Here is a 26236-nt window from a genome sequence, read left to right on the forward strand (position 1 = left end):
ACCTCCGGGGGCGGGGCGTGGGGGAAGCATGATCACGTCTGGCGGTATATGGAGCTGATCACACCGGTTGCCGGAACCCACTGAAATCGACGGCCCCCCACACCCCCCGCAGCCGCCTCGCGCCACGCCGCCAACCCCACCCGTGCGGACCAATCCGGACCGCGGAACGGGTGCGGGTTCCCCCGGAAGAGGGAGAAACCGGGTGCGGGGGGGGCGCACGGATCGCGCCTGCGCGCCCGCAATCGCTGCACGTCCCTTCACACCGGGGACAGGAGGCGCAACACTCTCAGGCGCACATGAGCACTGCCACCGCACCCCGCGGAAGTGAGGGCAAGAATCATGTCCCTGCACGACTCACCGCACGACGCACCGCACGACCCACCGCACGACGAGCAGAAGGCCGTACGGCGCGACCTCGACGAGCTGACGCGAAGGGTCGAGCTGCTGGAGCGTCAGGCGGGGCGGGCCAGACCCGCGGGCCCGCCCGCCGCGCCCGACCCGTCCCTGATGGTGACGGTCCCGGACACCCCGTACGACAGCAGCCTGTGGACGGACTCCGACGACGAGGGCCTCGGCGCCCGCGACCGCCGCGCCCCCTGACGCGGGCCCCTGCCTCCTGACACGGGCCACCGCCCCGTGACGCCGTGGGGCCCTTGCCCCGTACGCGGGCCCCCTTCCGGCCCCGCGCGCGGACCCGAACCCCATCTGGCCCGGCCGCCCCGGCGGCCGGGTCTCCTGGGCCACCCCTCATCACTCCACCCGGAGTCCCCTTTGGCCACAGGCACGGAACCACCCCAACAGCGCCCCTCCGGCGTCCACGGCGCCTCGCGGGCCGCCATCGCCGCCCGGCACCTGCGGACCGACCGGTGGTGGCTGGCCCCGGCCGGCACCGCGGCCGGGCTGTTCGCCTTCATCGTCTACTCGACCTGGCGGGCCTTCGCCAACGCCGACTACTACGCGGCCCCGTACGTCTCGCCGTTCTACTCCCCGTGCCTCGCGGAGAACTGCCAGGAGATGCGCGGCGGCCCCAACTGGGACCTGTTCGGCAGCTGGTGGGGCTTGTCCCCCGCGCTGCTGGTCCTGATCTTCCCCCTCGGCTTCCGGCTGACCTGCTACTACTACCGCAAGGCCTACTACCGGGGCTTCTGGGCCTCACCGCCCGCCTGCGCCGTCGCCGAGCCGCACGCGGCGTACACCGGGGAGACCCGCTTCCCGCTGGTCTTCCAGAACGCGCACCGCTACTTCTTCTACGCGGCGGTCCCGGTCGCGGGCATCCTCACGTACGACACGGTGCTGACCTTCCGCGACGAGCACTACGCCTGGGGCCACATGGGCCTCGGAACGCTGCTGTTCCTCGTCAACATCGCCCTGATCTGGGCGTACACGCTGTCGTGCCACTCCTGTCGGCACATCATGGGCGGCAAGCTCAAGCACTTCTCGAAGCACCCGGTGCGCTACCGGCTGTGGGGCTGGGTCAGCCGGCTCAACGCCCGCCACATGCAGCTGGCCTGGGCCTCCCTGATCAGCGTCGCGCTCTGCGACTTCTACGTCTATCTGGTGGCCAGCGGCGCCTTCACCGACCCGAGGATCTTCTGAGATGACCCAAGTGGAACGGCAGCAGTGGGACGTGGTCGTGGTCGGCGCGGGCGGCGCCGGGCTGCGCGCCGCGATCGAGGCCCGCGAGCGCGGCGCCCGTACGGCCGTGATCTGCAAGTCGCTCTTCGGCAAGGCCCACACGGTGATGGCGGAGGGCGGCATCGCCGCCTCCATGGGCAACGTCAACGAGGGCGACAACTGGCAGGTGCACTTCCGCGACACGATGCGCGGCGGCAAGTTCCTCAACCAGTGGCGGATGGCGGAGCTGCACGCGAAGGAGGCCCCGGACCGGGTCTGGGAGCTGGAGACCTGGGGCGCGCTCTTCGACCGCACCCCGGACGGCCGGATATCCCAGCGCAACTTCGGCGGCCACGAGTACCCGCGCCTCGCGCACGTCGGCGACCGGACGGGCCTGGAGCTGATCCGCACCCTCCAGCAGAAGATCGTCCAGCTCCAGCAGGCGGACTTCGATGAGTTCGGGGACTACGAGGCCCGCCTCAAGGTCTTCCAGGAGTGCACGGTCACCCGGGTCCTGCAGGACGGCGGTCCCGCGGGCGGCGGGCGGGTCGCGGGGACCTTCTGCTACGAGCGCGAGTCGGGCCGCTTCTTCGTCCTGGAGGCCCCGGCGGTCGTCCTGGCCACCGGCGGGATCGGCAAGTCCTTCAAGACGACGTCCAACTCCTGGGAGTACACGGGCGACGGGCACGCGCTGGCGCTGCTGGCCGGGGCGCCGCTGCTGAACATGGAGTTCGTGCAGTTCCACCCGACGGGCATGGTCTGGCCGCCGTCGGTGAAGGGCATCCTGGTCACCGAGTCGGTGCGCGGCGACGGCGGGGTGCTGCGCAACAGCGACGGCAAGCGGTTCATGTTCGACTACGTCCCGGACGTCTTCAAGGAGAAGTACGCCGAGTCGGAGGCGGAGGGCGACCGCTGGTACGACGATCCGGACCACAACCGGCGGCCGCCCGAGCTGCTCCCCCGCGACGAGGTGGCCCGGGCCATCAACTCCGAGGTGAAGGCCGGCCGCGGCTCCCCGCACGGCGGGGTCTTCCTGGACGTGTCCACCCGGATGCCGGCGGAGCGGATCCGCCGGCGCCTGCCCTCGATGTACCACCAGTTCAAGGAGCTGGCGGACGTGGACATCACGGCCGAGCCGATGGAGGTCGGCCCGACCTGCCACTACGTGATGGGCGGCATCGCGGTCGACTCGGACACCGCCGCCACGGTCGGTGTGCCGGGGCTGTTCGCCGCGGGCGAGGTCGCGGGCGGCATGCACGGCTCCAACCGGCTCGGCGGGAACTCCCTGTCCGACCTGCTCGTCTTCGGCCGCCGGGCCGGTCTGCACGCCGCCGGGTACGCGCGGGAGCACGCCTCCTCCCCGGCCGGGCGCCCGGCCGCCTCCCAGGCCCGGATCGACGAGGCGGCCGCGGAGGCGCTGGCCCCGTTCCACGCCGCCGAGGGCGCGGAGAACCCGTACACGCTCCACCAGGAGCTCCAGAGCACCATGAACGACCTGGTCGGCATCATCCGGCGGGCGGGCGAGATGGCGCAGGCCCTGGAGCGGCTGGCGGACCTGCGCGTACGGGCCTCCCGGGCCGGCGTCGAGGGGCACCGGCAGTTCAACCCGGGCTGGCACCTGGCGCTGGACCTGCGGAACATGCTCCTGGTCAGCGAGTGCGTGGCCCGCGCGGCCCTGGAGCGCACCGAGAGCCGGGGCGGGCACACCCGCGAGGACTGCCCGGGGATGGACCGCGCCTGGCGGCCGGTGAACCTGCTGTGCCGGCCGGTGGACCCGGCCCCGGCCGACCCGGCGGCCGACCGGATCGCCCTTGTGCGCGCCCGCACGGACCCCATCCGTCCCGACCTGCTGGCCCTGTTCGAGAAGGAAGAGCTGGTCAAGTACCTCGCCGAAGAGGAGCTCTACGAGTGACTACCTACGACGCACGCTTCCGGATCTGGCGGGGCGACGCGGAGGGCGGGGAGCTGCGGGACTTCACCGTCGAGGTGAACGACGGCGAGGTCGTGCTGGACATCGTCCACCGGCTCCAGGCGACGCAGGCCCAGGACCTCGCGGTGCGCTGGAACTGCAAGGCGGGCAAGTGCGGTTCGTGCAGCGCGGAGGTCAACGGGCGGCCGCGGCTGCTGTGCATGACGCGGATGTCCACTTTCGGGAGCGGGGAGACGATCACCGTCACCCCGCTGCGGGCGTTCCCGGTGATCCGGGACCTGGTGACGGACGTGTCCTTCAACTACGCCAAGGCGCGGGAGGTCCCGGCCTTCGTGCCGCCGGAGGGGGTGGCGCCGGGCGCGTACCGGATGCGGCAGGTGGACGTGGAGCGCTCGCAGGAGTTCCGCAAGTGCATCGAGTGCTTCCTGTGCCAGGACACCTGTCACGTGGTGCGGGACCACGAGGAGAACAAGCCCGCCTTCGCGGGGCCGCGCTTCCTGATGCGGGTGGCGGAGCTGGACATGCACCCCCTGGACGCGGCGGCGGAGGCGGGCCTGGACCGCGGGCGGGCGGCGCAGGAGGAGCACGGGCTCGGCCTCTGCAACATCACCAAGTGCTGCACCGAGGTCTGCCCCGAGGGCATCAAGATCACCGACAATGCCCTGATCCCGCTGAAGGAGCGGGCGGTGGACCGCAAGTACGACCCGCTGGTGTGGCTGGGCAACAAGATCGGGAGGCGCTCGGGAACCCCGTAGCGGCCCGGCCCCGGGACGGGCCACCGGCCCCCGACTCCGCATGCGGAGGCAGTAAACCCCCCATACCCTCCCAATTGTGATTCCGCCGAGAAGCAGGACGCAGAGACGCACCTCCGCCGGCATACCGCTCCGGGCCGGGCTCGCCCTGGCCGCCGCGCTGCTCGCGTGCGGCGGCTGGGGGGTGGCGGGGGCGCCGCCGGCGCGGGCCGACGATCCGGTGAACCTGTCCCGGCAGGGCCAGATCACCGACCGCGTCGGGGCCCTGGGCGACCGGCGGGACTCCGTCACCGCAGCCCTCGACACGCTCTACGCCGACCGGAAGGTCCAGCTCTTCGTGGCCTACGTCCGCGACTTCTCCGGGCGGTCCGCGCAGAGCTGGGCCGATGCCACCGCGGAGAAGAACGGCCTCGGCCAGAACGACGTCCTGCTGGCCGTGGCGACCGGGGACCGGCAGTACGCCTATTCGGCCGACACCGCGTCCGGTTTCACCGAGGAGCAGCTCGCGACCGTCGCCCGGACGGCCATCGAGCCCGCCCTGCGGCAGAACGACTGGGCGGGCGCCGCGATCGGCGCGGCCGACGGCTACAACGCGGTGCTCGGCGGGCTGCCCGTCCCCGCACCCGCCATCACCCCGGGTCCGGCGGACCCCGGCGGCGGGGCGGGCGGGAACACCGGGGCCGGGGACTTCGTGCTCCCGGTGGTCGCGGTCGGCGCGGCCGGCGCCCTCGGGGCGTACGCGTACACCCGCCGCAAGCGCCGCGGCGACGGCCCCGGGCGCGGTACGGGCACCGGCTGGGGCGGCGGGGCGGCGCAGCTCCCGCTGCCGGAGCTGGACTCCAGGGCCAAGGCGCTGCTGGTGGGGACCGACGACGCGATCCGCACCAGTACGGAGGAACTCGGCTTCGCCTCGGCCCAGTTCGGCGACGAGGCGGCGGCCCCCTTCACCGCGGCCGTGGAGTACGCCAAGAACGAGCTGACGCACGCCTTCCGGCTGCGCCAGCAGCTGGACGACGCCTACCCGGAGGACGAAGCGACCCGGCGCCGGATGCTCGACGAGATCGTCGCCCGGTGCACGGAGGCCAACCGGCGCCTCGACGCCGAATCGGCGGACTTCGACCGGCTGCGGGACCTGGAGAAGAACGCCCCGCAGGCCCTGGCCACCGTGGAACTGCGCTTCCGGGCACTGGCCGGGCGCACCACCACGGCCGTGGCCACCCTGACGGCGCTGGCCGGCCGGTACGCGGACTCCGCGTCGGCGCCGGTCGCCTCCAACCCGGAACAGGCGGAGGACCGGCTGCTGTTCGCGACGACCAGCCTGGGCGAGGCGCACGCCGCGGTCGACGCCGGCGACAACGGCCGGGCGGCCGTGCACGTACGGGCCTCAGAGGGCGCGGTGGACCAGGCGGCGACCCTGGTCGACGCGGTGGAGCGGCGGGCCCAGGAGCTGGCGGAGGCGGCCGGGAAGCTGCCGGGCGCCCTGAACGAGGCCGATACGGACCTCGCGGACGCCCGCGGGCTGCTCACCGGCACCGCCGAGGGCACCTCGACGGCGGACCTGCGGGGCCGGATCGGCCGGGCGGAGGCGGTACTGGCCGACGTACGGCAGGAGCAGGCGGCCGGACGGTACGACCCGATCGACGCCCTGCGCCGGGTCGAGGAGGCCGACGCGGCCCTGGACGAGGCGCTGGCCGGGGCGCGCGAGCGCGAGTCGGGCCGCCAGCGCGCGGTGGCCCTGCTGGACCAGGCCCTGCTGTCGGCCCGCAGCGCGATCGGCGCCGCGACGGACTACGTCACCACCAGCCGGGGCGCGGTCGGCAGCCAGGCCCGCACCCGGCTGGCGGAGGCGGCCCGGCACCTGGAGCGGGCGGGGACCCTGACGTCCGCCGACCCGGCGGGCGCGCTGGCGGAGGCCCAGCAGGCGGACTCCCTGGCGCGGCAGGCGCAGCAGCTGGCGGAGCAGGACGTACGGGGTTACCAGGACCCGTACGGCGGCGGACGTTCCGGCGGCGGCCGGGGCGGCGCCGTACTCGGCGGGATCATCCTCGGCGAACTCCTCCGGGGCGGCGGCGGCTTCGGCGGCGGGGGTGGGGGCGGCTTCGGCGGGAGCGGGGGCGGCGGCCGCGGTCCCGGCTCCTTCGGCGGCGGCGGAACCCGCGGCCGCATGGGCGGCGGCGGCCGCTTCTGAACGCACGGCGGGGCGGCGGCCACCGCCCCGCATCCCGGCACGGACGACACCCGGGCACCGCCCGCACCCCACCACCCGCGACCCGCACCACCCGCACCCCGCACCCCACGACCCACGACCCGCACCACCCGCACCCCGCACCCCACGACCCACGACCCACGACCCGCACCACCCGGCACCGGCCCGCACCCGCACCGGCACCGGCACCGGCACTGGCCCGCACCCCATCCCCCACCAGGAGAGACCCGCCATGAGCAAGCAGACCATCCTCGGCCGCGTCACCCAGCTCGCCAAGGCCAACATCAACGCGCTGCTGGACCAGGCGGAGGACCCGCAGAAGATGCTGGACCAGCTGATCCGCGACTACACGAACAACATCTCGGAGGCGGAGCAGGCGGTCGCGACGACGATCGGCAACCTGCGGATGCTGGAGGCTGACCACACGGAGGACGTGGAGGCGGCCTCCGAGTGGGGCGGCAAGGCCCTCGCGGCGAGCAGGAAGGCCGACGAACTGCGCGCGTCGGGGGCGGCCGCGGACGCCGACAAGTTCGACAACCTCGCGAAGGTGGCCCTGGGCCGCCAGCTCCAGTCGGAGAAGGAGGCGAAGACGGCGGAGCCGACGATCGCCGCCCAGACGGAGGTGGTCGACAAGCTCAAGTCGGGCCTCGGTTCCATGCGGAACAAGCTGACGGAGCTCCAGGCCAAGCGGGACGAGCTGGTGGCCCGGGCCAAGACCGCGCAGGCGCAGAACACGATGATGGACGCGGTGAAGAACATCGACGTCATGGACCCGACGAGCGACCTGAACCGCTTCGAGGAGAAGGTCCGCCGCGAGGAGGCCATGGCGCTGGGCAAGCAGGAGCTGGCGGCGTCCTCGCTGGACGCGCAGTTCGAGTCCCTGGACGACCTCGGCAAGACCTCGGAGATCGAGGCCCGCCTCGCCGCGCTCAAGCAGAACCGCGCCGCCTGACCGCCGCCGCGCCGCCGGCCCCGGCGGAGGGGCCGGGCGCCCCGCCCCGCCGGAAGGCCTTCGGGGGTGCGCCGCCAGGCGGTACGCGCACCCCCGCGCCCAGCCCGGCCTACCCCCCGTACATGCTCAGCAGCTGCTCCGCCGACAGTTCGGTGACCGCCTCGGCCACCGCGCCGGGGAGCGGGAGCTCGAACCACACCGTCTTGCCCCGGTGCGTACGCCGCGTGCCCCAGCCGGCCGACAGCAGGCCGACCAGCTGGAGGCCGCGGCCGCCCTCGTCCGTGTCACGGGCCCGGCGCCGCCTGGGCTGCACCAGGTTCGCGTCCCAGACCTCGCAGACCAGGGTGCGGTCCAGCAGCAGCCGCAGCCGGATCTCCCCCTCGCCGTAGCGCAGGGCGTTCGTCACCAGCTCGCTGACCAGCAGTTCCGTGGTGTCCAGCAGCCCTTCCAGGCCCCACGCGGGCAGTTTCGCCCGCGCCAGTTCCCGCGCCCGGCCCACCGAGCGGGCCTCGCGCGGCAGCTGCCAGTCCCCGACCGCGTCCACCGGCAGACCCTGGACCCGGGCCATGAGCAGCGCGATGTCGTCCTCCCCGTGGCGGGTGTCGAGGGTGTTCAGGACGTGGTCGCAGACGTCCTCCAGCGGGCGCACCGGATCGGTCAGCGCCTCCCGCAGGCCGCGCAGCCCCTCCTCCAGCGGGTGGTCGCGGGATTCCACGAGCCCGTCGGTGTACAGGGCGAGCAGCGCCCCCTCGGGCAGTTCCACCTCCACCTCCTCGAAGGGCTCCCCGCCCACGCCCAGCGGCATGCCGGGCGGCACCTCCAGCAGGAGCGCGGGCCGCGGTACGCCGTCCTCGTCGGGCGGCTCCACCAGGACGGGCGGCATGTGGCCGGCGTTGGCGATGGTGCAGCGCCGGGTGACCGGGTCGTAGACCGCGTAGACGCAGGTGGCCAGGTACACCTCGGAGCGGTCCGCGTCCCGCGAGTGCAGGGCCGCCCGGGAGGCCTGCTGGGAGCCGCCGGGGGCGCCGAGCCCGCGGGCGACCTCGTCCAGGGCGGTGAGCACCTCCGCCGGTTCGAGGTCCAGCAGTGCCAGGGTCCGTACGGCGGTGCGCAGTTCGCCCATCGCGACGGCGGCCCGCAGTCCGCGGCCCATCACGTCGCCGACGACCAGGGCCGTGCGGTGGCCGGGCAGCTCGATGACGTCGAACCAGTCCCCGCCGACCTCGGTCGCCGCGTTCCCCGGCAGGTACCGGCAGGCGATGTCCAGGCCGGCCGCCTCCGGGTCGCCGGGCGGCAGCAGGCTGCGCTGCAGTATCAGCGCCCGCTCGTGCTCGCGCCGGTAGAGGCGGGCGTTGTCGATGCAGACGGCGGCCCGTGCGGCGAGCTCGACGGCGACCGCCCGGTCGCGTTCGCCGAAGGGCTCGCTGCCCTTCGTACGGGAGAACTGGGCGACGCCGACCACCGTGTCGTGGGCGACCATCGGCACGATCAGCGTCGACTGGACGAGGTCCTCCGGCCCGCCGCGCTCGATGAGCCGCGGGCGTGCCGTGCGCAGGGCGAGCGCGCCGGGCGACCCGGCCGGGTAGCGGTGGATCTCCCCTACGGACACCAGCGCGCCCGGCCCCGACAGCGGGGCGTCCGACACGGCCGAGGCGAAGGCCACCCGCCGCAGCGGCGCGGACGGCACCCGGCCGGCGCCCTGGCCGGGCAGCGAGGGCACCCCGGGGCCCTGCGGCCGTGCGGGGCGGTCGTCGTCGCCGAGCAGCAGCCCCTGGTAGAGGTCGACGGCGGCCAGGTCGCAGAAGCCCGGGACGGTCACGTCCAGGAGTTCCCTGGCCGTGGTCTCCAGGTCGAGGGAGTTCCCGATCCGGTGGCCGGCCTCGTTGAGCAGGGCGAGGTTGCGCCGGACCCCGGCGGCCTCGCGGGCGGCGAGGTGGCGGCGGGTGACGTCGGTGCCGATGCCGGCGACGCCGATGGGGAGGCCGGTGCCGCCGTGCACCCGGTAGAGGTTGATGGACCAGTGGCGGTTGTCCCGGCTGCCGGGGGCGGCCCCGGTGATCCGGAGGTCGGTGACCGACTCCCCGCTGTCCAGGACCCGGCGCAGGGCGTCGGCCATCCGGTCGGCCTCGTGGGCCGGCAGGTAGTCGTGCACGGTCCGGCCCCGGTGTTCCTCGGCGGCGCCCCCGAAGACCGTGGCGAAGCGGCGGTTGGCCCGCTGCACGGTGAGGTCCGTACCAAAGAGCAGGAAGCCGAAAGGAGATTGGCCGAATATCGCCTGCGAGGCCGCCAGATCGGATTCGATCCGACGCAGCGCGCGTACGTCGACGACGACGCACAGCGCGGCGCGCTCGGCCGCCTCGGTCTGCGTGGGCATCACGTAGATCTCGGCCACGCCGTGCGCGCCGGACCCGCCCGGGATGCGGAAGGGGATCAGGCCCGTCCACTCCTTGCCGTCGAGGATCTCGGCGACCCTTCGGTGCGCGCCCGCGTGCAGGTCGGCCGGCATGAAGGCGTCGACCGGATCGCGGCCCACGGCCTGGGACGCCGTCAGCCCGAACAGTTCCTCGGCGCGCAGGCTCCACTGGTCGATGAGGCCATCGGGCCCGATCGAGAAGGATGCGACCTTTATGTAGTCATATATCGAGCCAGGCGGACTGCTGTGCCACAGGGAGTCGTGCCATGTCTCCCCGGGCACGTCGGACTGATGTGCCTGCGCAGGTATCTCGCTCACGCGACCGTCCCCTCCAGCTCACCGCAACCGGACCGGCCTGACCGAAGTATTCAGCACCACGGCCCCTGACGGCACGGCGTTCACGATCACAAAAAGGTCCCGTTGCTTTTGAGCCACGTCGTGTGATCGTCGGTCACCCTTCACCTTGTTACTCACCAGGAAGAGCCAACTCGAACCACACGGTCTTGCCCGACTTCCCGTGACGGGTCCCCCAGCGCTGTGACGAGACCGCGACGAGGTGCAGTCCGCGGCCCCCCTCGTCGTCCGGGCGCGCGACCCGCTCGCGGGGCGGATCCGGAAGCGGATCGGAAACTTCCACGAGCAGCGCGGGGCCGCCGGGAGAGTCCTCGGCGGCCGGATTGCGCCGTACCAGGCGGACCCCGATGGGGCCCGACGCGTAGCGCAGGGAGTTGGTGACGAGCTCGCTGACCAGCAGGACGGTCACATCGCCGACGGAGTCCAGACCCCAGTCCCGGAGGGTGCCGCGCACGGCGTGGCGGGCGGTGCGGACGGCACCGGGCTCGGCAGGGAAGGCCCACTCGGCGCACTCGCCGTCTGTGTCGATCACGCCGATCACTTCCCGGGCCAGCAGTGACCCCAGTCCGGTTCGTCGGGGACGAAAGAGGGACGAGATAGGGATTAATAGCGACATACCCGATATTCCGGGCGTCGTACCACTCGGTCCCCCACCCACCGGCGCACAGTGGCGCAGACGGCCTACAGCGTGCGCGTCATGCGCCCCCGCCACCGCCCCCACCGACGCCACCGACGCCCTCGCCGGCGCTCCGGCCGCTGCCCGCACCCCTCCCCATGCCCCCGGCGGCGGAGCCGGCGCCCTCGCGCAGCCTCCGTCCGGCCTCCGCGACCGCCGGGCGGTCCTGGTCGAGCCAGTCCACCGAGTGCAGCTCGTCCGGCCCCAGCCAGCGCAGCTCGTCGTGGTCCTCCAGCGGGGCGGGCTCCCCGGAGACCAGCCGGGCGGTCCACACGTGCAGGACGAGGCCCGGCTTCAGCGGCCACTCGCCCGGGATGCGTTCCAGCGGCTCGGCCTCGACGCCGAGCTCCTCGCGCAGTTCGCGCACCAGTGCCTCGGGGACGGACTCACCCGGCTCGGCCTTCCCGCCCGGCAGCTCCCAGCGGCCGGCCAGCTCGGGCGGTGCGCTGCGACGGGCGGCCAGCAGGCGGCCCTCATGACAAAGGGCTCCGCCCACGACCACGCGTACAGTCATGGGGCGGAGCCTATGCCAGCGTCGCGACAGCTGCGACGCCGCTCAGTTCATCGTGGCGGTCTGACCGATCCGCTCGACCCAGTAGAGCTGCTTGTGTCCTCGGTTGTCGAGGCTGTCGGCGACCTTCTGGGCCTCGGCCCGGGTGGGGTACCGGCCCACCCGGTAGCGGTTGCCGTTGTCGTCCTGACGTATGACCAGCCACGGGAGCAGGGCACCGCTGTCGTTCATCGCGTTTCACCCTCCGCCGTCGTACCTGCCCGGGAAACCGCATTGCGCATATGCCCGAGCCTACGCCCGACCCTTACTCAGCGGATACGGTTTTTCACGAAGAGGTACCTCCCAGGCGTACGCATCCGGCCATGCGTACGAGCACGCCGCGCGCGCCGGTTCAGACGGGGCGTACGGACGGCATGGGAAGGATCACCGCACCGCCCGGCGACGCCTTGCGGCAGGCGTCCCCGCAGGTCGCGTCGAGGGAGCAGCAGAGCGAGCAGACCGGTCCCGCGTGGACGGGGCAGTCGGCGATGTCCGGGAGCTCGTACGCCGTCTCGCAGACCGCACAGTCGTGCGTCGCGGTGATGTCGGCGCCGGCGGCGTTCACTGCGTTCGGCCGGGCCAGGTAGTACTTGCCCCTGGTCATCCACGCGATCAACGGGCACAACAGCAGGGCGAGTCCGGCCGCGATGAAGGTCGAGAAGGCCTCGGCGTAGGTGCCGAACAGTCCGAAGAAGGCGAGGATCGAGACGGTGGAGGCGATCACCATCGCGCCGAAACCCGCCGGGTTGACGGCGTACAGGTAGGCGCGCTTGAACTCGATGTAGGGCGGGCTGAGTCCGAGCCGCTTGTTGTGACCGCGGCGGCGGCCAGGATCGCGGCGGCGCCACTGGTGAACCCGTAGGCGAAGACGATGGAGGCGCCGATGGCGAAGTCGGCGCGGGCGGTACGGGCAGGCGGTACGGGACGTACGGGCAGGCGGGCGGTACGGGCAGGCGGGCGGGCGGGCGGCGTCGGCGCTGCTGGGGAACGGGGCGCGCGCCCGCGCTCCGGTTCACCTCACCGGCAGGTGGTACGCCAGGCGGTAGCGGTCCGCCGGGACCACCACGTCCGCCGTCTCCACGGCGCGGCCGGACGCGAAGTACGTACGCCCGATCACCAGCACCACGTGCCCCGGCACCCCGCCCAGCTGGAGCAGTTCCTCCGCGAGGCCGGGCCGCGCGCCGACCTCCTCCACCACGTTGTCCACGACGACGTCGATCGCGGCCATCCGGTCGACCACGCCGGAACCGCCCAGCGGGCCTTCCTCCGGCAGCATCACGGGGGTCCGGCCGGTCACTGCGAGCGGCTCCCAGGACGTCGACAGCATCATCGCCTCCCCCGCGTCGCGGTAGACGTACCGCGTCCGCATCACCCGCTCGCCCGGTTCGATGCCGAGCCGTTCCGCGATCTCCGCCGGGGCGGCCTCCTGTTCGCTGCGCGACTCCCACGTGCCGCGCGCGCCCGACTCCGCCTGCTCCTGCCGGAACGGCGTCGAGGTGCCGCCCGTGCGGTACCCGGAGCGCGCGACCCGCCGCGGCACCAGCTGCTCCCGTACGTAGGTGCCCGACCCGGACCGGCCCTCGACGAGGCCCTCCGCCATCAGGACCTTGCGGGCCTCCAGCGCCACGGTGTCGGAGACCCCGTACTCCTCGCGGATGCGGGCCTGCGAAGGGAGCCGGGCGTGCGGGGGCAGGGAACCGTCGACGATCTTCCGTCGGAGATCCCCGGCCACGCGCAGATAGGCCGGCTGCTCACCGAAAGTCACTGGCCACTCCCATCAGGTTGACAGACAGCTACAGCCTGGCAACCTACGGTTGTACATCGCAAGCAAGGGCCAAAGTTTCACCCGAAGTGATGAAGCCAGGTCACTCAAACCCGTTACCGCGCGTTACGCCGACGACGTCAGGCCGATTCCGTCGAGGGCCGGTCGCCGGAGCCGCCCGGGCCGCCCCCTCCGGGTCCCGCGGGGTCCTCCTCCAGCCAGTCCGGCACCGTCGTCGACAGCCCGTAGGCCCCGCGCAGCGCCTTCTCGCCCGTCACGGACATCGCGCCGTCGGCCCGCTCCCACAGCCGGTCGAACTCCGCCGCCGTCCGCGCCTGCGAGGCCCGCTGCCAGACCGCACGGGCGGCCTCGGCCTCCTTCAGCCGGGCCCGCGCCGCCTCGCCGATCCCGGGCCGGGTCGCGTGCCGCCGCAGCACCGCGACCTCGTCCCCCAGCGCGGAGTACACCTCGCGCGCCCACGCCTGGTGCTCCTGGAGCGCGTCCGCCGCGTCCTCCTCGGGGGCCCGGCCGAAGGCGAGGTCGAGGGCGTTGGCCGCCGTCAGGTACTCGGCCTGCTCGGAGGTCAGCATCCCGCGGTCCTTGCGCACGCTGCCGCTGTGCTCCCGCGTCGTCGTGCCGATCACGCAGAGCAACTGCCGGTCGCCCTCGTTCCAGGACCGGGACGAGGGCGGGAAGTAGTACATCTCCGCGTACGGGGGCAGCGCCCACGTGTCCATCGCGTAAGCGTCCTGGGCCTTCCAGCACTCCTTCTGGGCCAGGCTGTCCGCCTGGTGCGAACCGGCCCGTTCGGACCCGGGCAGGTCGAACGGGGCGGACGAGGTGACCTCGGCGTGGTGCGGCTCCGCGCAGTCCACCGCGTACATCAGCGCCTGGCGGCCCGTCAGGTCCCCGCCCGGGACGTTGAAGCACTCCCCGGCGGACAGGTCCTCCATGTCCGTCAGCTCGCCCTCCGCCCCGCTCGGCACCGAGACGGCGTCCAGCCGGTCGCCGACCGCCCTCACCAGCGGGCCCGCGGCGAGCGCGAACACCGCGGTCATCGCCACGGAGACGGCGAGGCCGGTGACGGCCAGCGCCTTGCCCCGCTCGCGCCTGTTCGCGATCTGTACGAGGGCCACGACCCCGAAGACGATGCCGAGCGGCGGGAAGCAGAGCAGCCCGACGAGGAGCGAGGCGAGCGCGAACCCGTTGAGCGCCGGCCGCCCCGGCCCGCGGCCCGGCGGCGGCCCCCACACGTGCGGCGGCGACGGCGGAACCCAGGAACGGCCCGGTCCGGAGGGCGGGGGCGGCGGAATGCTCACGGGGCGGGGAACTCCATCACGGCAGACTGCGGTCGGTCGCGCGAAGACGCGAACGAATGCGCGAATAGTACGCAGCAGGGGCGACCGGCCCCCGGTCGCCCCTGCCTGTTCACCGCGGCTCAGTCACCGCTGTCCCCGGCGTTCCTCAGAACTGGAGCGCCCAGGAGTCGATCTTGCCGATGTCGGCGTTCGCGAGGTCCGCGACCCGGAGCTTCCAGACGCCGTTGGCAACCTCGGAGGAGGCGTTCACGGTGAAGGTCTGGATGATGTTGTCCGCGCTGCCGCCGGTGCGGTTGCGCAGGTTGTAGACGGTGCCGTCCGGGGCGACGAGGTCGACCTTCAGGTCACCGACGTAGGTGTGCTTGATGTCGACCGGCACGCTCAGCGTGGCCGGGGCGTTGCCGGAGATCCCGCTGACGGTGACCGGCGACTCGACGGTGGCGTTGTCGGCGATCGCGTAGTCGTTCAGGTTCTCGAAGCGCGTGCCCGGGCCGGGCGGGGTGGTGCCGGCGCCGATGTAGAGCAGGCGGTTCGGGGAGCCGGTGCCGGGGCTGGTCACCACGTTCGGGGTGGCGGCGGCGACGAGGCCCGCGGAGATCTGGGCGGGGGTGCTGCCCGGGTTCAGCGAGAGGTAGACGGCGGCCGCGCCCGCGACGTGCGGCGAGGCCATCGAGGTACCGGAGATGCTGTTGGTGGCGGTGTCGCCCGTGCCCCACGTGGAGGTGATCGAGGAGCCCGGCGCGAAGATGTCCAGGATGGAGCCGTAGTTGGAGTAGCTGGCCTTCGCGTCGGTGCTGGTGGTGGCGCCGACCGTGATGGCCTCGGCGACGCGCGCCGGGGACTTGGTGGAGGCGTCGGCCGTCTCGTTGCCCGCCGCGACGGCGTAGGTGATGCCGGAGGCTATGGAGTTGCGTACGGCGGTGTCGAGCGCGGAGTCCGCGCCGCCGCCGAGCGACATGTTGGCGACGGCCGGCTTGACGGCGTTGCGCGTCACCCAGTCGATGCCGGCGACGACCTGGGCCGTCGTGCCCGAGCCCTGGTTGTTGAGCACGCGGACGCCGACGATCTTGGCCTTCTTGGCCACGCCGTACGCGCCGCCGCCGACGGTGCCGGCGACGTGCGTCCCGTGGCCGTGGCCGTCCTGGGCGGTGTTGTCGTTGTCGATGGCGTCGTAGCCGTAGGAGGCGCGGCCGCCGAAGTCCTGGTGGGTGATCCGGACCCCGGTGTCGATGATGTACGCGGTGACGCCCTCGCCGGCCTTGTCGGGGTAGGTGTAGCTCTGGTTCAGCGGGAGGGCCCGCTGGTCGATGCGGTCCAGGCCCCACGACGGCGGGTTGGGCTGGGTGGCGTTGACGGTGAAGGTGCGGTTCTGCACGACCGACTTCACGGCGGGGTCGGCGGCGAGTTTTCTGGCCTGCGCCTCGGAGACCTCGACGGAGTAGCCGTTGAGAGCGGCGCTGTAGGTCCGGTCGATCTTCGCTCCGTACCGCTTGGCGACGGCCTTGCCGCTGTCGGCGGTGGAGCGGGCTGCGGAGTCCTTCAGGGTCACGATGTAGCTGCCGGGGACGGACCCGGCGGCTCCGGCGTTCTCGATGACGCCCTGTGCGCCGCCGTCGGCCGCCGAGGCGGGGAGGGCGGCGGCCGCGCCGAGCGCGAGGGCCGCGACGGCGATCGCGCTGATGCCGGTGATCTTCCGGCGGGTGTGACGCATCACGGACATGTGAGGGGTCCTCCTCATAGGTGGTGCGCTGCGGGGGGTGGGGCGGTGCCGTACGGGTGGGGTCCGAGCATGGCTTAGTCATGTTCACGACAAGGCATTCGGCCCAACGGAGCGCCGCCCAGGAAAGGTTGACTTACCGTCAGCGCTTCCCACAAGAGGACAACGGACGCGTAACATCCGTGCCATACAACGGCCATGATTGAGCAAAGGCACTCCGCACATGACGCACGCACTCCCCGGTTACGTCTGCGCCGAGGACGGCACCCGCGCGGACGTCCGCACCGCCCCCTGGTGCTGTCCGGTCTGCTCGGGCCCGTGGGACCTCGATTTCACGCCGGATCCGGCGGCCGTGCTGGATCCGGCCTCCGGCCCCAACTCGCTGTGGCGGTACGCGCCGGCGCTGCCGCTGCCGGGGGCGTTCTCCGTGTCCCTGGCGGAGGGCCACACTCCGCTGGTGCCGCTGGCCGAGCGGATTCACGCCAAGCTCGACTTCCTGATGCCGACCCTGTCGTTCAAGGACCGGGGCGCGGTGATGCTCGCCGAGGTGGCCCGGCGGCTGGCTCCGGAGCGGGTCGTGGCGGACAGCAGCGGCAACGCGGGGACCTCGGTGGCGGCCTATTGCGCGCGGGCCGGACTCGATTGTGAAGTTTTCGTGCCCGAGGGCACCTCGGAGAAGAAGACCGGTCAGATGCGGGCGCACGGGGCGGCCGTACGGCTGGTCCCCGGCGGACGCGAGGCCGCCGCGGCCGCGGCCCGGGAGGCCGCCGACGGGCCGGGGGTCTTCTACGCGAGCCACGTCTTCAACCCGTACTTCCTGCACGGCACGAAGACGTACGTGTACGAGGTGTGGGAGGAACTCGGCGGCCGTCTGCCGGAGGTCCTGGTCGTCCCCGTGGGGAACGGGACCCTGCTGCTCGGCGCCGCGCTCGCGGTGGCGGAGCTGTCCCGGCGCGGGGTCCGGCCGCCGGCGCTGATCGCCGTCCAGGCGGAGGCGGTGGCCCCGCTGGCGGCGGCCTTCGCGGCCAGCTCCGAGGACGCCGGCCCGGTGCCCCAGCGGCCCACCCTGGCCGAGGGCATCGCGATCCCGGCGCCGCCGAGGGCCCGCCAGATCCTGGCCGCCGTACGCGCCTCCGGCGGCACCTTCCTGACCGTCCCGGAGGACCGGCTGCGGGAAGCCCAGCGGGACCTGGCCCGCCGCGGCCTCTTCGTGGAGCCGACGGCGGCGGCCTGCTGGGCGGCCGTGGGCCCGTCGGCCCCCGGCGACCCCCTGCGGGGCCGCACGGCGGTGGTCCCCCTGTGCGGCGCGGGCGCGAAGACGGGCCTGGCCGCGTAGGACGCGCCGGCGGTACGGAGGCGTAGGGGCCGGAGGCCGTACGGGCTGGGGGCTTACGGGCCCGCCGCCGTACGGGCCGGAGGTGTAGGGGCCCGCCGCCGTACGGGCCGGAGGTGTAGGGGCCCGCCGCCGGACGGGCCGGAGGTGTAGGGGCCGGCCGCGTAGGGGCCAGCCGCGTTCGGCCGGAGACGTTCGGGCCTGAGGCGTTCGGGCCTGCCGGCCGCCGTACGGATTCGGCGGGACCGGTGGGTTCAGCCGGGTCGGCCAGCCACCGTACGGGGTCGGCGGGACCGACAGGACCGTCAGGCGGGCCGGCCGGTCCGCCGGGGCCGGCAGGACCGCCGGGGCCCCGGGTGCCGGTGGGCGGGCCGCCCGTACGGCCGCCGGTCGGCGGGGCGGGACGGGCCGCCGGACCAGATGTCGGAAACTCGCGAGCGCCGCCCCGGCCCGTCTGGTGGACTGCCCCCATGACCACGAACACGGCCCTCGCCGCCCAGGCCACCGCCTTCGCGCGCCTGCACACCCCCGCCGCGCCCCTCGCCCTCGCCAACGCATGGGACGTGGCGAGCGCCCGTCTCGTCGAGGCCGCCGGAGCGCCCGCCGTCGCCACCACGAGCGCCGGGGTCGCCTGGTCCCTCGGCTCCCCCGACGGCGACGCCCTGTCCCGCGACCGCGCCCTCCGCCTGATCGCCCGCGTGGCCGCCGCCGTCGCCGTGCCCGTCACCGCCGACATCGAGGGCGGCTTCGGCGCCGACGCCGCCGCCGTCGGCGAGACCGTCACCGGGGTCCTGGACGCCGGCGCGGTCGGCGTCAACATCGAGGACGGCAACCGCTCCCCCGCCGAGCACGCCGAGCGCCTGGCCGCCGCCCGCGCCGCCGCCGACGCCGCCGGGGTCCCGCTGTTCGTCAACGCCCGCATCGACACGTTCCTGTTCGGCCTCGGCGACCCCGCCACCCGCCTCGACGAGACCCTCGCCCGCGCCGCCGCCTACCTCCGGGCGGGCGCCTCCGGCATCTTCGTGCCCGGCGTGACCGACCCGTCCGTGGTCGCCGAGCTCGCCCGGGGTATCGACGCCCCGCTCAACGTCCTCGTCGGCCCCGGCGCCCCGGCCGTCGCCGCCCTCGGCGCGCTCGGCGTCTCCCGCGTCAGCCTCGGCTCCTGGGTCGCCGAGGCCGCGTACGCCGTCGTCCGCCGCGCCGCCGAGGAGCTGGTCTCCGGCGGCACCTACGGCACGCTCGCGCACTCCCTCCCGTACGGCGAGCTGAACGGCCTGCTCAAGGGCTGAGAAACCCGGAAGCCCGCGGGAGCCAACGACTTTAGGATCCGGTCATGCCCACCACATCGCCGCCGCGGAACGCGCCCGAGGGCGCCCCGCCGCGGCAGAACACCGGTGCCGTCTGGACCGCGCTGACCCTCGTCTACGTCCTGTGGGGCTCGACCTACCTCGGCATCCGGATCGTCGTCGGGACGATGCCCCCGTTCCTCTCCGCGGGCGCCCGCTTCATCACGGCCGGGCTGCTGCTGGCCGCCCTCGTCGCCTGGCGGTACGGACCGGCCGCGCTCAGGGTCACCCGCACCCAGCTCGGCTCGGCCGTCGTCGTGGGGCTGCTGCTGGTCCTCGGCGGCAACGGCCTCGTCGTCCTCGCCGAGACCGACGTGCCTTCCGGCCTCGCCGCGCTGCTGGTGGCGGCGGTACCGATGTGGCTGGTGGTGCTGCGGGCGGGCAGCGGGGACCGGCCCCCGCCGCGCACCCTGGCCGGGGTGCTGCTCGGCTTCGCCGGGCTGACCGTGCTGACGGCTCCGGGGTTCAGCGGCGAGGTGCGGCTGACGGGGGTCCTGCTGGTGCTGGCCGCCTCGGTGCTGTGGTCACTGGGCTCGTTCTCCGCGTCGAAGCTGAGCCTGCCGGGCAACCCCTTCACGGGCAGCGCGTACCAGATGGCCGCGGGCGGGGTCGGCGGGGTGATCGTCGGCCTGCTGCGCGGCGAGCACCGCGGCCTGGACCCGGCCGCCTTCTCGACGGCCTCCTGGCTGGCCCTCGGCTACCTGGTCCTGTTCGGCTCGCTCATCGCCTTCACGGCGTACGCGTGGCTGCTCCAGGCGGCGCCGCTGTCACTCGTCGGCACGTACGCGTACGTCAACCCGGTGGTGGCCGTGGCCCTCGGCGCGCTCATCCTCGACGAGGCCCTGACCTGGCCGATCCTGCTCGGCGGCGCGGTCGTCGTGGCGGCGGTGGGCGTGATCGTCAGCACGGAGCGGCGCACGTAGCCGCCCCGTACGCAGCCGCCGTCGGGGCCGCCGCACGTAGCCGCCGTACGGGGCGCCCGGGCCCACCCGGCCCGGCGCCCACTCGGGCCCGCTCTCTCCGGGCCACTCGGGCCCGCTCGGCCCCCTCGGGCCCGCGCCCGGCGCCGCCCGCCCCGCCCCCGCTCAGCCCCGCGCGGCCCGCTCGTACAGGGCCCTGGCGTGCTCGTCGAAGACCGCGGCCGTGGAGTCCACGTCCGTGTCCCCGCCGCTCAGCACGCCGATGAGCCGCCCCGGCTGCCCCGGTCCGCCCCGGTCGGCGAACCAGGGGCTGCCGCTGGTGCCCGTCCAGAACCCGGCGCAGCTGATGTACAGCATGTCGGGGTCCTCCTCGTCGTGGCGGGTCTGGGTGGTGCAGGAGACCGGCTTGTTCTGCGGATTGTGCTCCGACTCCGGGTAGCCGACGACGGTCACGTCCCGGTCGTACCCGGAGGTCCAGTCGGGGACCGGGGCCTCGCCGCGCCCTCCCACCGCCTCCTGGACGCTGCGCCCGTCCTCGTCCGGGGCGATGGTGAGGAAGGCGAAGTCGGCGGTGTCCTCGCCCCACTTCGTCCAGCGCTCGTCCACGTGGATCGAGCGGACCTTCCAGACGCCGAGCGGCTGGGTGCCGGATCCCTCCCCGGAGAAGGCGGGGGCGAAGGCGAGCTCGCCGATGGCCAGGCCGTCGTGGGCGACCTCGCCCGCCTCCCCGTCCTCGCCCGCCGGGGCCACGCAGTGCGCGGCGGTGGCGACGACGTTGCCCTCGGGGCTGTCGACGACGCTCGCCGTGCACCAGTGCTCCCCGTTGGCCATCAGCACGCCGACGGTGGGGAAGGGGTGCACCGGCCGCTCTCCCGGCGCCTCGACGAAGGCGACGGCGAACACCGCCACGATCCCCGCGGCCGCGGCGGCCGACGCCCCCTTCACCACCGTGCTCATCGCACGGCGGGGTCGGGTGTCGGCGCCGCCATCACCTTGCTGATCCACGCCAGGGAGCCCTCCCTCATGCCGCGTACGTACGACTTTCCGTTGTGCTCACCATCCTGGATCACCTGGAGCCGGGTGTGCACGGGGCCCTTGCCGTACTCCTTCATGAACTTCTCGGCCTTGTCGCGGCCGGTCTCGGCGGTGCCGATCTGGAAGTTCACGTACACGTCCGGGCCGCCCGCCTGGAGCAGCTTCGCGGCGAGCTTCTCCGGGTTGTTCTCGTCCATCGCCCGCCTGTTCCCCTTCCACAGCGGGGAGTCGGGGACGATGTCGACCCCGCTGGCGATGGCCGCCTTGAAGCGGTCGGGGTGCTTCAGGACGTGCTTGAGCGCACCGAAACCGCCCGAGGAGGAACCCATGAAGGCCCACCCGTCGCGGGAGGTGAAGGTGCGGAAATTGGCCTTGGCGAAATCCGGGACGTCATCGGCCATCCAGGTGCCCATCCGGGGCTCTCCGGGGATGTCCGAGCCGTCGAAGTGGTGCTTGGTGTCGGCGTTGATCACCGGCATCACGAGGACGAAGGGCAGGCTGGTGCCGGCCGCCACCCCGTCGCTCACGGCCTTCTGGAGGCCGAGGCCGGGGCCCGTGCCCCAGTAGTTCGTGGGGTAGCCACGGCCGCCGGGCAGGGAGATCAGGACCGGGAAGGCGCTCTTGGCGTACCTCGGGTCGTCGTACTCCTTCGGCACCCACACCCACACGTCGCCCGTGAAGCCCGACTTCGCGCCGGTGAGGGTGGCCATGCCGATCTGGGTGCCGTCCGGCAGCCGGCTGGTGCGGGTGAAGCCGGCCGGCGGCCCGGTGGGCATCCGTACGCCCGGCCGGACGCCGGGGTCTTCGACGGCGTCCGAGGCGGTGGACGCCGCGGCCGTCTTCTCGTGGACCTTCCCGAAGGAGACCGGCTCCCCCACGTCCGAGAAGAGGCCGTACTTGTACGCCGCCGCACCGCCGGCGACGAGGGTGAGCGCGAGCCCACCGCTGATCAGGAGCAAGCGCGGGCGCTTGGGACGACGGCTTCCCCCGGTCGTGGGGCCGCCGTCGCCTTGCTGGTCATGCTGCACGGATTTGTCCCGTTCCTTCTCCGGCGCCCGGTCAGGGCGCGGGTCGGACCGATCGGTCCCCCTTACACCCTTTACAGAGGTGTGAACGACGGGATGGGTTGCCTGGGACGGGCGCCACGTGGCGAGCGCCACGGACCGGGCGGAGCCGCGGCGGGTACGGGACCGGGCGGCGCCGCGGGCGCTACGGCCGCTCCGCGGGCGTCGCCGCGGCGGGTACCGGACCGGGGACCGGGCCCGGGGGAGGTCAGCCGGCGGGGGCGGGCTGGGGGGCCTTGAGCACCTTGCTGATCCACTCCAGGGAGCCCTCCTTCATGCCCCGGACGTAGTGCCAGCCGTTGTGCTCGCCGTCCTGGATGTCGCGGATGGTCGTCTTGACCGGCCCCTTGCCGTACTTCTGCTGGAAGGCGAGCATCTTGTCCTTCCCGCTCTCCTTGGTGCCGACCTGGAAGTTGATGTGGACCTCGGGTCCCTTGCCGTCGATCAGCTTCTGGGCGAGCTTCTCGGGGTTGTTCGCGTCCATCTCCGCCTGGTGGCCCTTCCAGAGCGGGGAGTCGGGGACGATCTCGCCGCCGCTGGCGATGACGGCCTTGAACTTGTCCGGGTGCTGGAGGACCGTCTTCATGCCGACGAAGGCACCGGAGGAGGAGCCCATGTAGGCCCAGCCGTCACGGGACTTGTAGGTACGGAAGTTGGCCTTGGCGAAGTCCGGGACGTCCTCGGCGATCCAGGTGCCCATCTTGGCCTGGCCGGGGATGTCGGCGCCGTCGTAGTAGAACTTGTTGTCCGGGTTGAGCACCGGCATGATCACGACGAACGGCAGGCTGGTGCCGGCCTTGACGCCGTCACTGATGGCCTTCTGGAGGCCGAGGCTGCGGTCGGACCAGTAGTTGGCCGGGAAGCCGTTGCCGCCGGGGAGCGCGATGAGCACCGGGAAGCCGCTCTTGGCGTACTTCGGGTCGTCGTACTCCTTGGGCGCCCACACCCACACGTCGCCCTCGAAACCGGACTTCGCGCCCGCGACCCGGGTCTTGGCGATGATCGTGCCGTCGTCCAGTTTGGCGGTCTGCTTGAAGTCGGACTTCGGCCCGGACGGCATGAGCACGTCCGGGTCGCCGGACGGTTTGGCGGGCGTCGGCGCGCCGGAGGCCTTCTTCTCCTCGGCGGGGGCCGGGGCGTTCTTGCCGAAGCTCACGGCCTCGCCGTTGCCGGAGAACCATTCGAGCTTCCAGGCGGCGAAGCCGCCACCGCCGAGCAGGAGCGCGAGGGCGACCACCGCGCTGATCCATATCGCGCGCCGGGAGCGCTTGGGCGCCGGCGGGGCGGGGGGCTCCGGGGCCGGCCCGGGGGCCGGGCGGCCGGGGAACCCGGGGTACGCGGGGCCGTCGGGGAACTCGGGGTACGCCGGGTGGGCCGCTTGGGCCGGGTACGCCGGGTGCTCCTGACGGTAGGGCTGCCGGGGCTGCCCGTACGGCGGCGGATACCCCCGGGCGGCGGGGTGCTGCCCCTGGGGCTCGCGGGGGTCCGGGGACTCCTGGTGATCCCAGTGGCCGGGGTCGCCGTCGCGGCCCGGATGGCCGTCGCGGCCCGGGTGGCCCTGCCGCTCCGGGCGGTCCCGCTGGTCCTGGTACCCGTGCCCGCCGCGGGCCGGTTGGTCCTCGTACGAAGGCCGGCCGTCCGGCCGCGGGCGCTGCGGGTACTCGTGCACGAACTTCGCTCCGAACGGTCATGTCTGCCCGAGGGCAGGAACGGCTGGGGATCCCTTGGTACTGATGCGCGGATCCCCCGCGAAGTTCCAAATCCGAGCAAAAACATGACGCGGATCTCAAGGGTCCGTCAGAAGCCCGGCACAGGCCGACCTCAGGCCAACCACGGGCCGACCACGGGCTCGGCGCCGGGCATCGAGCGCCTCGGCGCACCACCCCAGCAGCCGGATGAGCGGCTCGCACCCCTCCCCGCTGCACGCGGCGGCGAGCGCCCCCTCCACCCACACATCGGCCCCCCGTACGCACACGGTCCACGTCGGCTCGTACGCGGACGGCACCGTCACCCCGGGCCCGCCCCGGCCACGGCCACCGGCCGTACCGGGCGCCCCGGTTGTCGTGCGCGGGGCTCCCGGAGGGCGCTCACGGGTGTCCCGCGGTGACTTCGCTGACCGCTCCCAGCCGCGCCTGCTCCTCCTCGACGATCTGGCGGGCCATCGCCGTGTCGGAGACGTCGACCGCGTCCGGCGTCGACTCGGCGACCGCGCTGCGGCGTGCGTACGCGTCGAACAGGCGGGTCTTGTTCTTCAGCATCTCCACCATCCGCTCGTCCACCCCCCGCGTGGTGAGCAGCCGGTGCACCCGGACCGGCCGCACCTGCCCCATGCGGTGGGCCCGCGCCACCGCCTGGTGCTCGATGGTCGGTTTGACCTGGGGCTCACAGATGATCACGACGGACGCGGCCTGCATGTTGAGCCCCACCCCCGCCGCCTCGATCTGCGCCAGCAGCACCGCATGCCCCGGTACGGCGGCGAACTCGTCCACCAGCCGCTGACGGCGCGCGGGCGGCACGCTTCCGGCGATCGGACCGAACACCTGGCCGCCGCCGCCACCGCTCCGCACACCGTCCAGCATGTCCTCCACCGCTCCGAGGACGTCCTTGAAGTTGGAGAACACCACCACCTTCAGCCCGTTCTCGGCGGCGTCCTCGACGATCTCGCGCAGCCGGTTCAGCTTGGCCGACTTCTCGGGGCGCGCGTACGCCGCTCTGCGCATCGCCATGAAGTTGCCGGCACGGACGGCCTCGCGGTAGGCGTCCTCGTCCGACGCGCTCAGCTCCTCCCACTCGTCCGTCTGCTGGAGCGCGGGCAGTTCGCTCAGCACGTCCTGCTGGTTGCGCCGCAGGTAGACCGGGGCGACGGCCTTCCGGAACGCCGTGGACCCGGCCACTGCGTCACGGTCACCGACGGCTTCCGCCAGATGCGGCTGGAGGATCTGCACGAGGCTGCGGAACTCGGCGACCCTGTTCTCCATGGGCGTGCCCGTCATGAAGAGCACGTGCTCGCAGCGCCCGGACCACTCGGTCACGGCCTGCGAGCGACGCGTCTTCGGATTCTTCACGTAGTGCGCCTCGTCCACCACGAGCATGCCCAGCTCACCGGCTCCGGGGGCCGGGAAGCCGCGCAGGGCGTCGAAGGTGGTCACCCCCACGCCGCCCCGGCCCTTCCAGTCGGCGTACGCCTCCCGCTTGTCGGGGCCGTGCAGAGCGGTCACGCGCAGCGTGCTGCGGGCCTCGACCTCGCGCGTCCAGTTGATCAGGACGCTGGCCGGGCAGACGACCATGAAGTGGCTCTGCCCCCCGGCGGCGAGATGAGCCAGGGCGGCGATGGCCTGGATGGTCTTGCCGAGCCCCATCTCGTCGCCGAGGAGCACCTTGCGCTGCGCCAGGGCGAAGCGCGCCCCGAAGGCCTGGTAGCCGCGCAACGAGACCCGCCGGTGCGTGTCGTCGAGCACCTGGTCGCGGACCCGCTCGGCGACCTCGTCGGGCAGGAACCCCTCGGCGGCGGCCGAGTCGGGGCCGCTGCCGGAGATCTCCGCGAGCAGGCTGTAGTACTCGGCGGACCGCAGCTCGAAGTCGACCCAGGCCGCGACCTCGGTCGAGGTACCGCGCAGCAGATCCACCGACGCCTGCGCGAGCAGCTCCGGCACACCGTCCCGTACGGCCTCCCCGGTCAGCCCGCGGACCTCCGCGACGGCCTCCAGCGCCCGAGCCCGTCCACCCTGCCCCGCCAGCAGCATCCGCAGCCGCCCGGCGGCCGGCCTGGCCTCGGCCAGCAGCGGACCGAGCCGCTCCGAGAGGGCCACGGCCGCGTCGACGGCACGCCGCGCGTCGGGGCCCGCTTCCACCAGCACGTGCAGGGCCATGAGGAGCGAGGTGGTTCGCGGCTCCGGCCGGTCCACGTCGATGTGGACGGCGATGGTCTCCCGAACCGCGTCGGAGATCTGACGCGCCGCCGCGATGACCTGATCGGCGGTCCGCTGCCCCACGCCGGGAATCTGCCTCAGCCGGTAGGACCCGGCATCGAGTACCTGCCGGACCGACCGCAGCCCGCTCCTCTCGACTTCCCCGAGCCTCACCCGCCCCTCGGTGACCTCCTTCAACCGGGCCACCGGGATGGCGTCCAGCGCCTCTTCCGCCGCCGCGTCGCAGATCGGCTTCAGCGCCGCCCGTACCGCCTCGACAGCCCGCCCGTGGTCACCGACCACCGCCCGCGCCGCCTCGTACAGCTGCCCGCCCGCGGCAACCGCCTGCTTCTCACTGCGCCCCATCCCGCCCCGCCCCCTCGCG

The 26236-nt window shown here is 73.5% G+C and carries 20 protein-coding genes and 1 pseudogene; 9 read left to right on the forward strand and 12 right to left on the reverse strand.

Annotated elements, in window-relative coordinates; genetic code table 11:
- The first annotated feature begins 339 nt into the window (after positions 1–339).
- From OTB16_RS02965 to OTB16_RS02990, 6 genes are all read left to right on the forward strand, one after another.
- Complete coding sequence (locus OTB16_RS02965) at positions 340–600, forward strand: hypothetical protein (protein WP_267718209.1); 261 nt, start codon at positions 340–342, stop codon at positions 598–600.
- A 171-nt stretch (positions 601–771) separates the two neighbouring features.
- A complete protein-coding gene (locus OTB16_RS02970) occupies positions 772–1596 on the forward strand; it encodes a hypothetical protein (RefSeq protein WP_267718210.1) in 825 nt (274 codons plus the stop codon).
- Position 1597: 1 nt separating this feature from the next.
- Positions 1598–3526 carry a fumarate reductase/succinate dehydrogenase flavoprotein subunit gene (locus OTB16_RS02975; protein WP_267718211.1) on the forward strand — a complete coding sequence of 643 codons (1929 nt, stop codon included), beginning with the start codon at positions 1598–1600 and terminating at the stop codon, positions 3524–3526.
- Positions 3523–4299 carry a succinate dehydrogenase/fumarate reductase iron-sulfur subunit gene (locus OTB16_RS02980; protein WP_267718212.1) on the forward strand — a complete coding sequence of 259 codons (777 nt, stop codon included), beginning with the start codon at positions 3523–3525 and terminating at the stop codon, positions 4297–4299. The genes OTB16_RS02975 and OTB16_RS02980 overlap by 4 nt, the downstream gene beginning before the upstream one ends.
- Positions 4300–4375: 76 nt before the next feature.
- Positions 4376–6484, forward strand: coding sequence for a TPM domain-containing protein (locus OTB16_RS02985; protein WP_420717597.1), 2109 nt, complete (start codon positions 4376–4378; stop codon positions 6482–6484).
- A 250-nt stretch (positions 6485–6734) separates the two neighbouring features.
- Complete coding sequence (locus OTB16_RS02990; RefSeq protein ID WP_267718213.1) at positions 6735–7454, forward strand: PspA/IM30 family protein; 720 nt, start codon at positions 6735–6737, stop codon at positions 7452–7454.
- A 109-nt stretch (positions 7455–7563) separates the two neighbouring features.
- Here OTB16_RS02990 and OTB16_RS02995 read toward each other — a convergent pair whose 3' ends face one another.
- The 8 genes and pseudogenes from OTB16_RS02995 to OTB16_RS03030 form a co-directional block, all read right to left on the reverse strand.
- Positions 7564–10185 (reverse strand): SpoIIE family protein phosphatase, encoded by a 2622-nt coding sequence (locus tag OTB16_RS02995; RefSeq protein ID WP_420717598.1) that lies wholly within the window; start codon positions 10183–10185, stop codon positions 7564–7566.
- Between the two features lie 148 nt (positions 10186–10333).
- On the reverse strand, positions 10334–10762 hold the full coding sequence (locus OTB16_RS03000; protein WP_267718214.1) for an ATP-binding protein: 429 nt from the start codon (positions 10760–10762) through the stop codon (positions 10334–10336).
- A gap of 154 nt (positions 10763–10916) precedes the next feature.
- Positions 10917–11411 (reverse strand): (deoxy)nucleoside triphosphate pyrophosphohydrolase, encoded by a 495-nt coding sequence (locus OTB16_RS03005; RefSeq protein ID WP_267718215.1) that lies wholly within the window; start codon positions 11409–11411, stop codon positions 10917–10919.
- 42 nt (positions 11412–11453) lie between these two features.
- A complete protein-coding gene (locus OTB16_RS03010) occupies positions 11454–11639 on the reverse strand; it encodes an SPOR domain-containing protein (RefSeq protein ID WP_267718216.1) in 186 nt (61 codons plus the stop codon).
- 160 nt (positions 11640–11799) lie between these two features.
- A pseudogene (locus OTB16_RS03015) lies at positions 11800–12258 on the reverse strand (hypothetical protein); the annotation flags it as partial.
- Between the two features lie 201 nt (positions 12259–12459).
- Positions 12460–13212, reverse strand: a complete 753-nt coding sequence (locus OTB16_RS03020) for a GntR family transcriptional regulator (protein WP_267718217.1) — start codon at positions 13210–13212, stop codon at positions 12460–12462.
- 137 nt (positions 13213–13349) lie between these two features.
- Positions 13350–14528, reverse strand: a complete 1179-nt coding sequence (locus OTB16_RS03025; RefSeq protein WP_267718218.1) for a DUF4190 domain-containing protein — start codon at positions 14526–14528, stop codon at positions 13350–13352.
- Positions 14529–14673: 145 nt separating this feature from the next.
- Positions 14674–16248: a S8 family peptidase gene (locus tag OTB16_RS03030; protein WP_267718219.1), complete on the reverse strand. Its 1575-nt coding sequence runs from the start codon at positions 16246–16248 to the stop codon at positions 14674–14676.
- A 220-nt stretch (positions 16249–16468) separates the two neighbouring features.
- Between OTB16_RS03030 and OTB16_RS03035 the strand changes: the two genes are divergently transcribed.
- The 3 genes from OTB16_RS03035 to OTB16_RS03045 all read left to right on the forward strand — a co-directional run bounded on the left by OTB16_RS03035 (position 16469) and on the right by OTB16_RS03045 (position 19847).
- Positions 16469–17581, forward strand: a complete 1113-nt coding sequence (locus OTB16_RS03035; protein ID WP_267718220.1) for a pyridoxal-phosphate dependent enzyme — start codon at positions 16469–16471, stop codon at positions 17579–17581.
- A 467-nt stretch (positions 17582–18048) separates the two neighbouring features.
- Positions 18049–18867: an isocitrate lyase/PEP mutase family protein gene (locus tag OTB16_RS03040; protein ID WP_267718221.1), complete on the forward strand. Its 819-nt coding sequence runs from the start codon at positions 18049–18051 to the stop codon at positions 18865–18867.
- Between the two features lie 44 nt (positions 18868–18911).
- Positions 18912–19847 (forward strand): EamA family transporter, encoded by a 936-nt coding sequence (locus tag OTB16_RS03045; protein ID WP_267718222.1) that lies wholly within the window; start codon positions 18912–18914, stop codon positions 19845–19847.
- 162 nt (positions 19848–20009) lie between these two features.
- Here the strand turns inward: OTB16_RS03045 and OTB16_RS03050 are convergent, their stop codons facing one another.
- From OTB16_RS03050 to OTB16_RS03065, 4 genes are all read right to left on the reverse strand, one after another.
- The gene (locus OTB16_RS03050) at positions 20010–20801 is read right to left on the reverse strand and encodes a trypsin-like serine peptidase (RefSeq protein ID WP_267718223.1); all 792 of its coding nucleotides are present in this window, start codon (positions 20799–20801) and stop codon (positions 20010–20012) included.
- Entirely contained in the window at positions 20798–21907 is a 1110-nt protein-coding gene (locus tag OTB16_RS03055) for an alpha/beta hydrolase (RefSeq protein WP_267718224.1), read from the reverse strand. The genes OTB16_RS03050 and OTB16_RS03055 overlap by 4 nt, the downstream gene beginning before the upstream one ends.
- 244 nt (positions 21908–22151) lie before the next feature.
- Complete coding sequence (locus OTB16_RS03060) at positions 22152–23612, reverse strand: alpha/beta hydrolase (RefSeq protein ID WP_324290766.1); 1461 nt, start codon at positions 23610–23612, stop codon at positions 22152–22154.
- Between the two features lie 418 nt (positions 23613–24030).
- Positions 24031–26217, reverse strand: coding sequence for a DEAD/DEAH box helicase (locus OTB16_RS03065; protein WP_267718225.1), 2187 nt, complete (start codon positions 26215–26217; stop codon positions 24031–24033).
- Positions 26218–26236: the final 19 nt, after the last annotated feature.

Origin of the sequence: Streptomyces antarcticus (assembly GCF_026627255.1) — a bacterium.
GTDB lineage: Bacteria > Actinomycetota > Actinomycetes > Streptomycetales > Streptomycetaceae > Streptomyces > Streptomyces antarcticus.

What these genes read in the sequence shown, in the direction of transcription:
- OTB16_RS03005 (WP_267718215.1), bottom strand. Translation starts at nt 11,411, where the DNA reads ATGACTGTACGCGTGGTCGTGGGCGGAGCCCTTTGTCATGAGGGCCGC.
- OTB16_RS02990 (WP_267718213.1), top strand. Translation starts at nt 6,735, where the DNA reads ATGAGCAAGCAGACCATCCTCGGCCGCGTCACCCAGCTCGCCAAGGCC.
- OTB16_RS02975 (WP_267718211.1), top strand. Translation starts at nt 1,598, where the DNA reads ATGACCCAAGTGGAACGGCAGCAGTGGGACGTGGTCGTGGTCGGCGCG.
- OTB16_RS03045 (WP_267718222.1), top strand. Translation starts at nt 18,912, where the DNA reads ATGCCCACCACATCGCCGCCGCGGAACGCGCCCGAGGGCGCCCCGCCG.
- OTB16_RS03030 (WP_267718219.1), bottom strand. Translation starts at nt 16,248, where the DNA reads ATGTCCGTGATGCGTCACACCCGCCGGAAGATCACCGGCATCAGCGCG.
- OTB16_RS02965 (WP_267718209.1), top strand. Translation starts at nt 340, where the DNA reads ATGTCCCTGCACGACTCACCGCACGACGCACCGCACGACCCACCGCAC.
- OTB16_RS03040 (WP_267718221.1), top strand. Translation starts at nt 18,049, where the DNA reads ATGACCACGAACACGGCCCTCGCCGCCCAGGCCACCGCCTTCGCGCGC.
- OTB16_RS03035 (WP_267718220.1), top strand. Translation starts at nt 16,469, where the DNA reads ATGACGCACGCACTCCCCGGTTACGTCTGCGCCGAGGACGGCACCCGC.
- OTB16_RS03065 (WP_267718225.1), bottom strand. Translation starts at nt 26,217, where the DNA reads ATGGGGCGCAGTGAGAAGCAGGCGGTTGCCGCGGGCGGGCAGCTGTAC.
- OTB16_RS03050 (WP_267718223.1), bottom strand. Translation starts at nt 20,801, where the DNA reads ATGAGCACGGTGGTGAAGGGGGCGTCGGCCGCCGCGGCCGCGGGGATC.
- OTB16_RS03010 (WP_267718216.1), bottom strand. Translation starts at nt 11,639, where the DNA reads ATGAACGACAGCGGTGCCCTGCTCCCGTGGCTGGTCATACGTCAGGAC.